This window comes from Epilithonimonas sp. (assembly GCF_032055105.1).
Taxonomy (GTDB): Bacteria; Bacteroidota; Bacteroidia; order Flavobacteriales; family Weeksellaceae; genus Epilithonimonas.
Map to the genome: position 1 here is coordinate 19,932 of NZ_DAMBRK010000008.1, position 15,151 is coordinate 35,082.

10 protein-coding genes are annotated in these 15,151 nt (G+C 35.7%); 9 read left to right on the plus strand and 1 reads right to left on the minus strand.

All coding sequences use genetic code 11. The features are described from left to right. The first annotated feature begins 56 nt into the window (after positions 1-56). The 7 genes from RTY06_RS08435 to RTY06_RS08465 all read left to right on the plus strand — a co-directional run bounded on the left by RTY06_RS08435 (position 57) and on the right by RTY06_RS08465 (position 10,998). Positions 57-2,036 carry an alpha-L-arabinofuranosidase C-terminal domain-containing protein gene (locus RTY06_RS08435; protein ID WP_312824207.1) on the plus strand — a complete coding sequence of 660 codons (1,980 nt, stop codon included), beginning with the start codon at positions 57-59 and terminating at the stop codon, positions 2,034-2,036. Between the two features lie 134 nt (positions 2,037-2,170). Next, positions 2,171-4,117, plus strand: coding sequence for a glycoside hydrolase family 97 catalytic domain-containing protein (locus tag RTY06_RS08440; protein ID WP_312824208.1), 1,947 nt, complete (start codon positions 2,171-2,173; stop codon positions 4,115-4,117). Positions 4,118-4,168: 51 nt separating this feature from the next. Continuing rightward, positions 4,169-5,860: a ribulokinase gene (locus tag RTY06_RS08445; protein ID WP_312824209.1), complete on the plus strand. Its 1,692-nt coding sequence runs from the start codon at positions 4,169-4,171 to the stop codon at positions 5,858-5,860. Then, positions 5,844-6,545 carry an L-ribulose-5-phosphate 4-epimerase gene (locus RTY06_RS08450; RefSeq protein WP_312824210.1) on the plus strand — a complete coding sequence of 234 codons (702 nt, stop codon included), beginning with the start codon at positions 5,844-5,846 and terminating at the stop codon, positions 6,543-6,545. Before RTY06_RS08445 ends, RTY06_RS08450 begins: the two co-directional genes overlap by 17 nt. Positions 6,546-6,576: 31 nt before the next feature. Then, complete coding sequence (araA, locus tag RTY06_RS08455) at positions 6,577-8,073, plus strand: L-arabinose isomerase (RefSeq protein WP_312824211.1); 1,497 nt, start codon at positions 6,577-6,579, stop codon at positions 8,071-8,073. Positions 8,074-8,098: 25 nt separating this feature from the next. After that, a complete protein-coding gene (locus tag RTY06_RS08460) occupies positions 8,099-9,250 on the plus strand; it encodes an aldose epimerase family protein (protein WP_312824212.1) in 1,152 nt (383 codons plus the stop codon). Between the two features lie 2 nt (positions 9,251-9,252). Further along, complete coding sequence (locus RTY06_RS08465; protein WP_312824213.1) at positions 9,253-10,998, plus strand: sodium:solute symporter; 1,746 nt, start codon at positions 9,253-9,255, stop codon at positions 10,996-10,998. Between the two features lie 166 nt (positions 10,999-11,164). On the opposite strand, the gene RTY06_RS08470 is transcribed toward RTY06_RS08465, so the two are convergent. After that, entirely contained in the window at positions 11,165-11,851 is a 687-nt protein-coding gene (locus RTY06_RS08470; protein ID WP_312824214.1) for an NrtR DNA-binding winged helix domain-containing protein, read from the minus strand. 159 nt (positions 11,852-12,010) lie between these two features. Between RTY06_RS08470 and RTY06_RS08475 the strand changes: the two genes are divergently transcribed. Continuing rightward, entirely contained in the window at positions 12,011-14,392 is a 2,382-nt protein-coding gene (locus tag RTY06_RS08475; protein WP_312824215.1) for a glycoside hydrolase family 127 protein, read from the plus strand. Between the two features lie 100 nt (positions 14,393-14,492). Further along, positions 14,493-15,146, plus strand: coding sequence for a fructose-6-phosphate aldolase (gene fsa, locus RTY06_RS08480; RefSeq protein ID WP_312824216.1), 654 nt, complete (start codon positions 14,493-14,495; stop codon positions 15,144-15,146). The last annotated feature ends 5 nt before the right edge of the window (positions 15,147-15,151 follow it).

Here is a 15,151-nt window from a genome sequence, read left to right on the forward strand (position 1 = left end):
CCGATGCCAAATTTTCTTTTTTTAATAATTATCACTCCTATTTTAATCCAATTATTATGATCCGAGTAAGACATAAAATGCTTGTAGCGAGCATTGCTTTATTAAGTTCAGCGACTGTCTGGGCACAAACTTCAAAACATACTTTAGAACTGGACGGAAGTTCTACTAATATCAAAGTTCAGCCAACAATGTATGGTGTTTTCTTCGAAGATATCAATCAAGGTGCAGATGGTGGACTTTATGCGGAATTAGTAAAAAACCGTTCTTTTGAATTTTATAATCCTTTGATGGGATGGACACAGCCAAAAGGTGATCTTCATTCCGAAAACAAGAATTCTGGTTACGCTAATATTGTGACTGATAAAAATAAAAGCAATCATAACTACGCCAGAATTACCATTAATAATGATAAAAACTATGAACTGATTAACGAAGGTTTCAAAGGAATGGGACTTCACAAAGGTTCCAAATATAACTTCAGTTTTCTATCAGAAAAGGCTTCTGGAAATATTCATCATATCAAGGCTGATTTGTTGGATGAACAAGGAAATGTAGTTGGTTCGGCTAATATAGCGTTAGACAAAAACGGATTCCAAAAATATGATGCTGTAATTATACCTAATAAAACAGTAGAAAAGGGAAAATTAAAATTAACATTTGAAGGCAACGGTGTTTTGAATCTTGATATGGTTTCATTGTTCCCACAAGAAACTTGGAACAACAGACCAAATGGTTTACGAAAAGATCTTGTTCAGAAATTGTATGATTTGAAACCCGGATTTGTACGTTTTCCTGGAGGTTGTATCGTTGAAGGAAGAACTTTGGGAGAACGTTATCAATGGAAAAAAACTGTTGGTAATATCGCTGACAGAGAATATTTGATTAATAGATGGAACACCGAGTTTTCTCACAGACCAGCGCCAGATTATTTCCAATCTTTTGGATTAGGTTTCTTTGAATATTTCCAATTGTCAGAAGATCTTGGTGCAGAACCGCTTCCAATCTTGAGTTGTGGAATCGCTTGTCAGTTCAACACTGGAGAATTGGTTCCGATTGGTGATATTGATACTTATGTTCAGGATGCTTTGGATTTGATTGAGTTTGCAAGTGGTGATCAATCCACAGCTTGGGGAAAAGTGAGAGCAGATATGGGACATCCGAAACCTTTCAATTTAAAATACATTGGTGTTGGAAACGAGCAATGGGGACCAGATTATATTGAGAGATATAAGATTTTTGAAAAAGCGATTAAAAGCAAATATCCGAATATGATTATTATCTCTGGAAGTGGACCTTTTGAAGCTGGTGAATATTTCGATTACGGTTGGGACGAATTGAAAAAACTGAACGCTGAAATCATCGATGAACATTACTACAAAACGCCTCAATGGTTTCAGGAAAATGCTAAAAGATATGACAGCTACGATCGTAAAGGACCAAAAGTTTTCGCTGGAGAATATGCGGCACAAACTGTAGCAATCGCAAGTCCAGATAACAAAAATAGTTGGGAAACTGCACTTTCCGAAGCAGCTTTTATGACAGGTTTGGAGAGAAATGCTGATGTAGTTTATATGACGTCTTATGCACCGCTTTTGGCTCACGCAGAAGGTTGGCAATGGACTCCGGATTTGATTTGGTTCAATAATTTATCGTCTTATGTAACGCCAAATTACTACGTTCAAAAGTTGTTTTCTAATAACAAAGGAACAGATGTTATCAAGATTTCTGAAAATGGAAAAGCGGTGACTGGAGATGAGAAATTATACGCTTCTGCGGTGGTTGACAAAAATTCCAAAGAAACGATTATCAAGATTGTCAATACAGATTCTCAATCCAAAGAGATAAGCATCAATGCTAAAAATCTAAAATGGGGTAAAAACTTAACTAAAACTACATTGTCTTCTTCTAGTCTTTCTGATGAGAATAATTTCAGCTTGGAGAATATAAAACCAAAATCGGAGAATATAAGCGTGAAAAGTGGGAATCTTTCTACCACAATTCCGGCTAATTCTTTGGTTGTTTTGAAGATTAAATAGGTTTAAATTATTGTAAATCAGTGTAATTAAAAAATAAGTGTTTTTTTTACATTTATTTCAATAAGAATATTATATTTGTGTTAACAGGAATTTAATATTTCAACTCTTGTAATAGTAATTTTTAAAATTAAATAATGAATATCACTAAACTTTCTAAGGATTTTGCAGTTCTATTATTTTTTTCTGTAAGCTTCAATTCTTTTGCTCAACAAGCAGAGATTTCTAGCCCGGATCAACTTTTAAAAGTTAAAGTTTCTTTGGAAAATCAGGAGTTGAAATATTCTGTTTTTTATGAAAATAGAGTAGTTCTGGAAAATTCGCCACTTGGTTTAACAACTAATGCTGGAGATTTTACCAATAAGATGAGTTGGAAAGATTCTAAAACTTCTTCTGAAAACAAATCTTACAAGAATCAGAAAATCAAAAAATCAGAAATTAATTATTCTGCCAATGTTCTGGAAGTAGAAACTCAGAATAATGAAAACAAGATTTTGAAACTTCGATTCCAAGTTAGTAATAATGATGTGGCGTTTCGCTACGAGATTCCTTCTTGGAAAGACAAATTGAGTTTGGTTGTTTTGTCGGAAAAAACAGGTTATACTTTTCCAAAAGAGACGACTACTTTTCTTTCTCCAATGATGCCTGCAATGACAGGATTTGGAAACTCTGCTCCAAGTTACGAAAGTGGTTATGAAGCGGATGCAGCTTTAGGTAAGATTTCTAAAAATAAAGAAGGTTACGTTTTTCCAGCGTTATTTCACGTGGGTAAAGATTGGGCAATGATTTCTGAAACTGGTGTTTCCAGCTTGTATTGTGCATCACATCTTTCCGAAGCTAACGGAAATACGTACAGCATTGATTATCCAGATCCAAAACAAAATAATGGATTTGGAAGTTCTGGTGCTGCTATTTCACTTCCAGGGATTACACCTTGGCGAACGATTACAGTTGGAAATTCTCTGAAACCAATTGTAGAAACTACGATTCCTTTTGATGTTGTAAATCCTTTGTTTGAGGCTTCTCAGAATTATCAATTCGGGAAATCTTCTTGGAGCTGGATTATCTGGCAAGATCCAAGTATGAATTACGAAGATCAAATCACATTCATAGACTTAGCTGCAAAAATGAATTTTGAATATATCCTTGTTGATGCATTATGGGATGTTAATATTGGAAAAGAAAGATTCAAGGATTTGATTGCTTATGCTAAAACCAAATCTGTAGATATTCTTCTTTGGTACAATTCCAACGGTGCTGCAAACGACACTCCGATGGGACCAAGAAATATGATGAATACTTCCGTTGCTCGAAAAAAAGAAATGAAGTGGCTGAAAGAAGTTGGCGTAAAAGGTCTTAAAGTCGATTTCTTTGGTGGTGACAAACAGGAAACAATGCGTCTTTACGAAGATATTCTTTCTGATGCTAATGATTATGGTTTAAGTATCATTTTCCACGGTGCCACTTTGCCAAGAGGTTGGGAAGTGATGTATCCGAATTTTGTGGGAAGCGAAGCAGTTTTAGCTTCTGAGATGTTGGTTTTCGATCAAAATGTGAGAGATTCCGAAGCGTTCTTTGCAAGTCTTCATCCGTTTATGAGAAACTCTGTCGGAAGTATGGAATTTGGTGGTGTTGTTCTTAATAAATATTTGACCAAATCCAATTCTGGAGAAAACAAAAGATTGACAACTGATGCTTTCCAATTGGCAACGTCTGTTCTATTTCAAAATCCAATTCAGGCTTTTGCGATTACACCAAATAACTTGACTGATGTTCCAACTTTCGAACTGGATTTCCTTAAAAAAGTACCGACAACTTGGGACGAAACTATTTTGCTAGATGGTTACCCAGGGAGATATGTGGTTTTGGCAAGACGACATAAAGATCAATGGTTTATTGCTGGAGTGAATGCAGAAAAGAAATCAATCAAATTAAAACTTAATCTCAGCGTTGTGAAGTCCAAAAAAATGGATTTGATATTTGATTCAAAAAATAATGAAACTCAAACCAAATCAATCAAAATTTCTGACAAAGGTGATTTTGAAGTAGAAATGCCTTCTAATGGAGGTTTCGTGATTTATTAAAAATATTTAGACAATAAAAATTAATTAAACAAAATTTATAAAGCTTTTACAATGAAAAAATATGTTATAGGTCTGGATTATGGTTCCGATTCCGTAAGAGCAGTTCTTATTGATACGGATAACGGAGCAGAACTGGCTTCCAGCGTTCATAATTATAAGAGATGGAGTGAGGGAAAATACTGTAACTCTAGCGAGAACAGGTTCAGACAACATCCATTAGATCATATCGAAGGTCTTGAATTTACTATCAAAAATGTACTTCAAACCAGTCAAATTAATCCTGAGCAAGTAGTCAGTATTTGTATTGATACAACAGGTTCTTCTCCAATTCCAGTAACTCAGGAAGGAACACCATTGGCTTTGGTTCCTGGTTTTGAGGAAAACCCAAACGCAATGATGGTTCTTTGGAAAGATCATACGTCTATCAAAGAAGCTGAGGAAATCAATGAATTGGCGCAAAGATCATTAGAAGATTATACCAAATATGTTGGCGGAATCTATTCATCCGAATGGTTTTGGGCAAAGATTTTACATATAGCAAGAGAAGATAAGCAAGTCAAAGATGCGGCTTATAGCTGGATGGAACATTGCGATCTGATGACTTTCATTTTGGCAGATCATAAAGATTTGGCATCTTTCAAGAGAAGCCGTTGTGCAGCTGGTCACAAAGCAATGTGGCACGAGAGCTGGGGCGGACTTCCTCCAGAAGAATTTTTGAATGAGCTAGATCCTTATTTGGGAGAGCTTAGAGGTCGTTTGTTTACTGAAACTTATACTTCCGATGAAGTTGCAGGTCATCTTAATGAAGAATGGGCGACTAAATTAGGATTAACAACTAATACAGTTATTGCTGTTGGAACTTTTGATGCGCACGCAGGTGCTGTAGGTGCAAAAGTAGATGAGAATATTCTTGTAAGAATTATGGGAACTTCTACTTGTGATATTATGATTAGTTCTTATGAACAAATTGGTGACAGAACTGTAAAAGGAATCTGCGGTCAGGTTGATGGTTCTGTAATTCCAGGTTGTGTTGGTTTGGAAGCTGGACAATCTGCATTTGGAGATTTGTTAGCTTGGTACAAGGATATTTTGCTTTGGCCGGTTAATTCAATTTTAATGAATTCCGAATTATTGAGTTCTTCACAAAAAGAAGCACTTAGAGAAGAAGTTTCTGATAAATTAATCAGAAGTCTGACTCAGGAAGCCGAAAATATTCCATTATCTGATGCAGTTCCGATTGCTTTGGATTGGATCAACGGAAGAAGAACGCCAGACGCAGATCAAACATTGAAAGCTTCTATCAGCAATCTTTCTTTAGGAACAAAAGCACCTCATATTTTCAAAGCTTTGGTTAATGCTATTTGTTTTGGATCAAAGAAAATCGTGGATCGTTTTGAGGATGAGGGTGTTAAAATCGAAAAAGTAATAGGAATTGGAGGCGTTGCTAGAAAGTCGCCTTTCATTATGCAGACTTTAGCGAATGTACTTAACAGACCAATCATTGTTGCAGAATCTGATCAAGCGCCGGCTTTGGGTGCAGCGATTTATGCAGCTGTTGCAGCAGGCGTTCATCCAACCGTAATCGAAGCAAGTAACAAAATGGGATCTGAGTTTGAAGCAGAATATTTCCCGCAAGTAGATCAGGTGATTAAGTATGAAAGTTTTATGGAGCAATACCAACAATTAGCAGATTTCACAGAGTCTAATATTAAAGCAAAAAAAAGATATGAGCTCAAAGTATAAAGAATTACAAAGAGAATGCTACGAAGCTAATATGCAGTTGGAAGAACTGAAATTGGTAGTTTACACTTTCGGAAACGTGAGTGCGGTAGATAGAGCAGAAGGTATTTTTGCCATCAAACCGAGTGGTGTTCCTTACAAAGATTTGAAGCCAGAAGATATGGTCATAATGGACTACGATGCTAATGTTATCGAAGGGAAATTAAGACCATCATCTGACACCAAAACCCACGCTTATCTTTACAAACATTGGAACGATATCGGTGGAGTTGCACACACACACGCAATGTATTCTGTGGCTTGGGCGCAGGCTCAGATGGATATTCCGATTTTTGGAACGACGCACGCGGATCATTTGACTTCTGATATTCCTTGTGCTCAACCAATGAGTGATGAATTAATCCAAGGAAATTACGAATATAATACTGGAATTCAAATTCTAGATTGTTTCAAAGAAAAAAATCTATCGCATCTAGAAACAGAAATGATCCTGATTGGGAATCACGGACCTTTCACTTGGGGCAAAAACGCAGACAAAGCAGTTTATAATAGTAAAGTTTTGGAAACCGTTGCAGAAATGGCTTATCTCACAAGACAAATCAATCCATTAGCACCGCGCTTGAAAGATTCTTTAATCAAGAAACATTACGAAAGAAAGCACGGCAAAGACGCTTACTACGGACAATAATTAAAAAATAATAATATAATATATATAATCAATGTTAACAGATTTAAGCACAAAAGAAATCTGGTTTATCACCGGAAGTCAACATTTATACGGACCTGAAACACTAGCTCAGGTTGCAGAACATTCTCAAAAAATTGTAGAAGCATTTGGACAATCTTCTTTGATTCCTGTAAAAATCGTTTGGAAACCAACAGTAAAAACAACAGACGAAATCTACGAAACATTAATGGCTGCTAATCACGCTCCAGATTGTATCGGGATCATCACTTGGATGCATACTTTCTCTCCTGCTAAAATGTGGATCAGAGGTCTAAGCGCTTTACAAAAACCAATGTTGCATCTTCATACGCAGTTCAATCAGGATATTCCTTGGTCAACAATGGATATGGACTTTATGAACCTGAATCAAGCGGCTCACGGAGATAGAGAGTTCGGATTTATGGTAAGTCGTCTTCGCAAAAACAGAAAAGTGGTTGTTGGACACTGGGCAGAAGAAAGAGTACAGAAACAAATCGGGGAGTGGACAAGAGTTGCAGCTGGTTGGGATGATTGGCAAGGTGCAAAATTTGCTCGTTTCGGAGATAATATGAGATATGTTGCCGTAACCGATGGTGACAAAGTTGAAGCTGAAACTAAGTTTGGATTCTCTGTAAACACTTGGGGAATCGGAGATCTTGTAAGCGTTGTTAATTCAATTGGCGAAGGCGAAGTTAAAACTTTGATTGAAGAGTACGAAGCTTCTTACAATATGGCTGCATCTTTATTAGCAGGTGGAGCGAACAGAAAATCATTGGAAACCGCAGCAAGAATTGAACTTGGATTAGAAAAATTCTTGGTTGATGGTAATTTCAAAGGTTTCTCTGATACTTTCGAAGATCTTCACGGTTTGGATCAATTGCCAGGAATTGCAGTTCAAAGATTGATGGCAAAAGGTTATGGATTTGCTGGCGAAGGCGACTGGAAAACAGCAGCTTTAGTTCGTGCAATGAAAACTATGGGACAAGGTCTTGAAGGTGGAAATGCTTTTATGGAAGATTACACTTACCATTTGAATCCATCCAATCCATCTATTTTAGGTTCTCATATGTTGGAAGTTGATCCAGTTTTGGCAGTTAACAAACCATCTTGTGAGATACACCCATTAGGAATTGGTGGGAAAGCAGATCCGGTTCGTTTGGTTTTCAATTCAAGAGGAAATATCGATTCTTTGGTAGCGGCTTTGATGGATTTTGGAAACCATTTCAGACTATTAATTAATAAAACCAGAGCTTTGGATATTACAGAAGAATTACCAAAATTACCTGTTGCTAGAGTTCTTTGGAAGCCACTTCCGGATCTTTACACGGCAGCAGAAGCTTGGATTCTTGGTGGTGGAGCGCATCACACTTGTTATTCCGAAAACTTGAGTGTTCAACAATTGGAAGATTTTGCAGGCATTGCAGGCATCGAATCTTTAGTGATTGATGAGGATACAAAAATCCGTGATTTCAAGAATACGATCAATTGGAATGAAATCTATTATAGGTAATTTCACGAATTAATTTTTTTAAATTATGAAAAAAAGATTATTCAAAATAACAGTACTTTTACTAGCAGCTCTATCTATCTGGAGCTGCAGTAAAAAAGAACAATCATCAACTGATACTATGGAAAAACTAACTGTTTCTGACTATGCAGTGTCTCCGGCTGGAGATTCTATCAAGCAATATACTCTGAAGAATAAAAATGGGATGGAGGCTAAGATCATCAATTATGGTGCGATTATCACATCTTTTACTGCTCCTGACAAGGAAGGGAAATTTCAGGATATCGTTTTAGGATATACAAAACCTGAAGATTATTTCAACGGAAATCCTTATTTCTTTGGTGCTTTGATTGGAAGATACGGAAACAGAATTGCTAATGCTAGGTTTGAATTAGACGGTAAAACTTACGATTTAGATAAGAATGACGGACCAAATCATCTTCACGGTGGTAAAAATGGTTTCTATACTAAGTTATGGAAAGTAGATGAAAAAGCGTCTAACGATCACACTTTGAAGCTAGATTACACAAGTGCTGACGGCGAAGAAGGTTTCCCTGGAAAGCTGGATGTTTCTGTAATTTATACTTTGAATGATGAAAATGCATTAGAAATCGCTTATTCTGCAACAACAGATAAGAAAACGATTGTGAATTTGACTCAGCATTCATATTTCAATTTGTCTGGTAACTTTACTCAACCGATTACAGATCACGAACTTCAGTTGAGAGCTGCAAGCTTTATTCCTGTTAATAATACTTTGATTCCAACTGGAGAATTGAAGCCTGTTGCTGGAACACCTTTCGATTTTAATCAATCCAAATTAATTGGTAAAGACATCGAAGTGGCAGATGAGCAACTGAAATTAGGAAAAGGTTACGATCATTGCTGGGTTTTGGATGGAAAAGGTTTGAGAACAATTGGTTCACTTTACCATCCGGCTACTGGAAGAGTAATGGAAGTAATTACAACTGAACCTGGCGTACAATTCTATTCTGGGAATTTCCTTGATGGAAAATATGATACAAAAACGGGCGGTAAAAACGAATTCAGAACTGGATTATGTTTAGAAACTCAACATTATCCAGATTCTCCAAATCAGCCATCTTTCCCTTCTGTAGTTCTAGAACCAGGACAGAAATATGAGACAAAAACGATTTATAAATTCTCTGTAAAACAATAACTATGAATTGGAATTCACACGAATTTATCTGGTTAGACTGGGTAATCATAGTGGTAGGAATCGTAGCAGTCGGTTGGGCTGTTTGGCGTTCTGTACAAAAAGATAAAAAATCTCAAGACGGGGCTAATAGTGAAGATTATCTATTTGGAAAAGGAGAACCTTGGTACATCATTGGAGCAGCAATCTTCGCTGCAAACATCGGTTCTGAACACCTTGTAGGATTAGCAGGAACAGGTGCGAAATCCGGAGTTGGAATGGCGCACTGGGAAATGCAAGGTTGGATGATTCTTTTGTTAGGATGGCTTTTCGTTCCATTTTATCAATTGATGAACAACAAAATGGGGAAAATTATTACAATGCCAGATTTTCTTAAATATAGATATACACCTAAAACAGGTTCTTGGCTTTCTATTATTACATTGATTGCTTATGTCTTGACCAAAGTAAGTGTAACTGCTTTTACTGGCGGAATCTTTATGGAAAGTCTATTAGGAATCCCTTTCTGGTATGGTGCAATCGGGTTGATTTTGTTAACCGGAGTTTTCACCGTTCTTGGTGGAATGAAAGGAGTGATGACTTTGTCTGCCATCCAAACGCCTATTTTGATTATCGGTTCTTTTATGGTTCTTTTCCTAGGACTATCTGCTCTTGGAAATGGAAGTATCGGAGAAGGTTGGACTGCAATGATAGAATTTGCAAAAACTCAAAATGTTGGAGCAGACGGCGTTGCTTATGGTACCAATCATATGTTCCATTTACAAACAGGTGATCCTATGTATGACGACTATCCAGGTTTCTGGGTTTTCCTAGGAGCGTCCATCATTGGATTCTGGTATTGGTGTACAGATCAGCACATTGTTCAGAGAGTTCTTGGACAGCAAAAAGGCGAGGCTAATGATGTAGTAATGATGCGTGCAAGAAGAGGAACTATTGCGGCAGGTTATTTCAAATTGTTACCGGTTTTTATGTTCTTGATTCCTGGGATGATTGCGGCAGCTTTGGCAGCTCGTCCGGATAGTGGATTTGTTTTGAGCGATCCAGATACAGCTTTTGGTTCTATGGTGAAGTTTGTTTTGCCTGCGGGTGTTAAAGGAATTGTAACGATTGGATTTATTTCCGCTTTGGTAGCTTCATTAGCTGCGTTTTTCAATTCTTGTGCAACATTGTTTACAGAGGATTTTTACAAACCAATGTATAAAGATAAATCTGAAGCAACTTATGTTAATGTAGGGCGAATTGCAACAATGGTTGTTGTTGTACTTGGAATTGTTTGGATTCCTGTGATGAAAAGTCTAGGTAGTTTGTACGATTATCTTCAAGGGATTCAGTCTTTGTTGGCGCCGGCGATGGTAGCGGTTTTTGCCTTAGGAATTTTTTCTAAGAAAATCTCGCCAAAATCTGGAGAAGTTGGGATGATTGTAGGTTTCATTCTTGGAATGATTCGTCTATTGACCAATATTTTTACCAACTCTGGAAAAAATGTAATGACGGGCACATTTTGGGAAAGTACAACTTGGTTCTGGCAAACGAACTGGTTGATCTTCGAAATATGGTTATTGGTTTTCATTATTGTATTAATGATTGTCGTTTCTATGTTTACACCAAAACCTACCGCTCAACAAATTGATGCGATTACATTTACTAGTGATTATAAAGAATTGATTAGAAAAAGCTGGAACGTTTGGGATGTAGTGGCATCGCTTGGTGTTGTAGTACTCTGCGGATTATTCTACTGGTATTTCTGGTAAAGGAAATTTTGTTCTCTTTAAATTTATTAAAAAAATACTGATCACTTTTGCGGTGATCAGTATTTTAATAAAGTATTTTTTTGCTGTTGGAACTTTAATAACGAATATAGTTTAGAAATCAAAAGTCTTTTGTCTTTTCTCTATTATCTTTATTCTATTAAAGAATTTATATTTTGAATAAGTAACCTTGAGACAATTTTTTGTGATATTTTTCCTTATCAAATCTGTATAAGAAAGATCCTTTTCTGGAAGAAGTCATATCTTTTTCATCGGTTTTCACAAGGATATCCATACTGTTGATTTTGCTGATGAAGTTTCTCTTGTCATATTTCTCATCAAAAATAGCTTCGTACAAAGATTGCAAATCTTTCATCGTGAATTTCTCGGGTAAAAGTTCAAATCCGATGGGCTGTGTAGAAGCGCGGTATCTTAATCTTGTAACAGCATTCTGAACCATTTTGTTATGGTCAAAGATTAGATTAGGGAATTGTTTAAGATCAAACCATTTCGCACTGTATTTTTCATTAATTTGAATATTTTCATCCGTGCTAATGAGCGCATAATAAGAAACCGAAATAATACGTGCCGTAGGTTCTCTTTCTAGTTCGCTATAGCATTTGAGTTGTTCCAGATAGATGTTTTCCAAACCTGTCAGAGAGGTAAGAACACGATTAGCGGAGTCATCCAGAGTCTCTTCTGCATTTACAAAACCACCAACAAGAGACCATTCTCCTTTCTTAGGTTCAAAGTTTCTCTTGACCAACAAAAGATTGAGATTTTCACCATCAAATCCAAAAATGATACAATCTACCGCGATAAGATGTTTAATATATTGTGAATAATCTTTTTTCATTAAATGGTATTAATTTTTTAATAATTTACAAATCTATAATTTTTAATTATTGAAAACCTTATAAATAATAAAATAAATGTTTAATTTACATTTATTAAAAATTAAGAACTGATTTTAATATAAAAATCATCTCTTAAATTAATTTTAAATCTCAATAATATGATGAATCAAAAAGTCATTATAATTTTATTGTTTGCTTTCCAATGGATTGGAGCTCAAAAAAACCAAAAATATCAAAAAATCTCATATTTCCAACTTCAGGATGTTCAACTGCTGGATAGCAACTTCAAAAATGCAATGAATGTCGATAAACAGTACATTCTTTCGCTTAATCCAGATCGTTTACTAGCGCCATATTTTAAAGAAGCTGGACTAAAAACAAATGCAAATAATTACCCCAACTGGGAAAATACAGGCTTGGATGGACATATTGGTGGACATTATTTATCTGCGCTTTCTTTGATGTACGCTTCTACGGGAGATTCAAAAATCAAAGAAAGATTAGACTATATGATCAATCAATTGGAAATTTGCCAAAATGCCTCCGGAAATGGTTATATCTCCGGAATCCCAAATGGAAAGGTAATATGGAAAGAAATCTCCGAGGGTAAAATCAATTCTTCTCTTTTTAGTCTCAATGATCGTTGGGTTCCTTTGTATAATATTCATAAAACATACTCTGGATTGCGAGATGCTTATTGGTACACAGATAATCAGAAAGCCAAAAAAATGCTTATCAAATTGACGGATTGGATGATTAATACAACATCTAAATTATCCAGAGATCAAATCCAGAATATGCTCGTAAGCGAATATGGCGGTTTGAACGAAGTTTTTGCAGATGTTTACAATATAACTGGAGACAAGAAGTATCTTAAATTAGCCAAAGATTTTTCGCAAGACACAGTTCTTAATCCACTTTTAGAAAAGAAAGATGTTTTAACAGGAATGCACGCTAACACTCAAATTCCTAAAGTTATAGGTTTTAAAAGGATTGCAGACATAGAAAATAATCAAAATTGGAATAAGGCTACAGATTTGTTTTGGCAAAATGTGGTTAATAAAAGATCCGTGGCAATTGGAGGAAATAGTGTGAGTGAACATTTCAACCCCATCACAGATTTTAGCAGTATGATAAAAAGTGTAGAAGGTCCGGAAACCTGTAATACGTACAATATGCTGAAACTTTCCAAAGATCTTTTCGCCACTTCTGGTTCTTCGTCTTATATGGATTATTACGAAAAAGCGCTTTATAATCATATTTTGTCCACTCAGCACGATGAGAAAGGAGGTTTTGTGTATTTCACGCCAATGCGTCCGGGACATTACAGAGTTTATTCTCAGTCGGAAACCAGTTTTTGGTGTTGTGTAGGTTCTGGTTTGGAGAATCACGGGAAATATGGCGAGATGATCTACGCTCATACAGAACAAGATCTTTTGGTCAATCTTTTTATTCCTTCGAAGCTAAATTGGAAAGAAAAGAATGTAACCGTTACTCAAATCAATCATTTTCCTGAATCTTCTGAAACTAAACTGATTTTCAATTTAAAAAACAAATCAACATTCAATTTAAAACTAAGAATTCCGGATTGGACAAACAGTTCCGAAGTCAAAATTTTAATTAATAATAAAGAATATCCAATTAATAAAGACCAAGATGGCTATTCTAATATTAATAGAACTTGGAAGAACGGCGATGTTGTTTTGATGAAATTGCCGATGCATCTTTCCGCGGAACAACTTCCTGATGGTTCAGATTATTATGCATTCAAATATGGACCGATTGTTTTAGCAGCAAAATATGGAACAGAAAACCAATTGGGATTATTTGCAGATGACAGTAGAGGTGGACATATTGCGCACGGAACGCCAATTCCACTGAACGATATTCCTGTGATTGTTGGGAAATCTTCATCAGTTTTAGAACACATCAAAAAGGAAAATAATCAAGGTTTAAAGTTCAAATTGGATGGACTTTATCCAAAAGATAAATTCAAAGATGGTTTGGAATTAGTTCCTTTTAACACGATTCAGGCAGAGCGATATATCATTTATTGGCCTCAGGCAAATGAAGATAAAATTGAAGAATTGATGACTCAGAAAGCTAAAGAAGAGCAAGAACTGAGAAAGCTGGAAAGCATTACCGAAGATAAAATTTCTTTGGGAGAACAACAACCAGAGTCGGATCATTTCTTCAAAAGTCCTGATTCTTCTGCGGGCTATTTTGATGAATATCACTTTAGAGATTCCAAAGCTTGGTTTAGCTATGAGATGAGAAATAAGAATAAAAAAGCTAAGTTTCTTTACATTTCTTATTTTGATTTAGATAAAAATCGTAGTTTGAATATTGAAATTAATGGTAAAAATATCATTTCTAAAACTTTGGACGGATCAAAAGGAGCTATTTTGCAACATTTGGTAATTCCAATCCCAACTTCTGAATACGACAAAGAAACTCTTGTTGTGAAAATAATTGGAAAAGAAGAACAATACACAGCGAAAATTGTTGGACTAAGATTACTCAATCAAAACATGAACTAATAAATGTCATTTGATTTTAATTCAAATATTATTAAATAAAATTCTAACAATTGAAAAATAAATGTAATTTTAACACTTATAAAATTTAAACTAAATATTTATGAAATTTTTTATAGACACTGCGAATCTTGAGCAGATCAAAGAAGCCAATGACTTAGGAATTCTAGACGGTGTAACAACCAATCCATCCTTGATGGCAAAAGAAGGAATCAGCGGAAACGAAGCGATCCTTAAGCATTACAAAGATATTTGTGACATTGTAGATGGAGACATCTCTGCAGAAGTTCTTTCTACAACTTACGAAGAAATGATTGCGGAAGGCGAAGTTCTTGCTGCCATTCATCCAAATATTGTGGTGAAAATCCCAATGATAAAAGATGGTGTAAAAGCCTTAAAATATTTTTCTAACAAAGGAATCAAAACCAACTGTACTTTGATTTTCTCTGCTGGACAAGCACTTTTGGCAGCGAAAGCTGGAGCAACTTACGTTTCTCCTTTCCTTGGAAGATTAGACGATATCTCAACAGATAGCTTGAATTTAATTGAAGAAATCAGAGTAATCTTTGATAATTATGGTTTCGAAACTGAGATTTTGGCTGCGTCTGTTCGTCACGCAATGCATATTATCAATTGTGCAAAAATTGGAGCAGATGTTGTGACTTGTCCTATCCAACCGATTTTATCTTTACTTAAACATCCTTTGACAGATAGCGGATTGGAGCAGTTTATCAAGGATTCACAAAAAATGCAATAATTGAT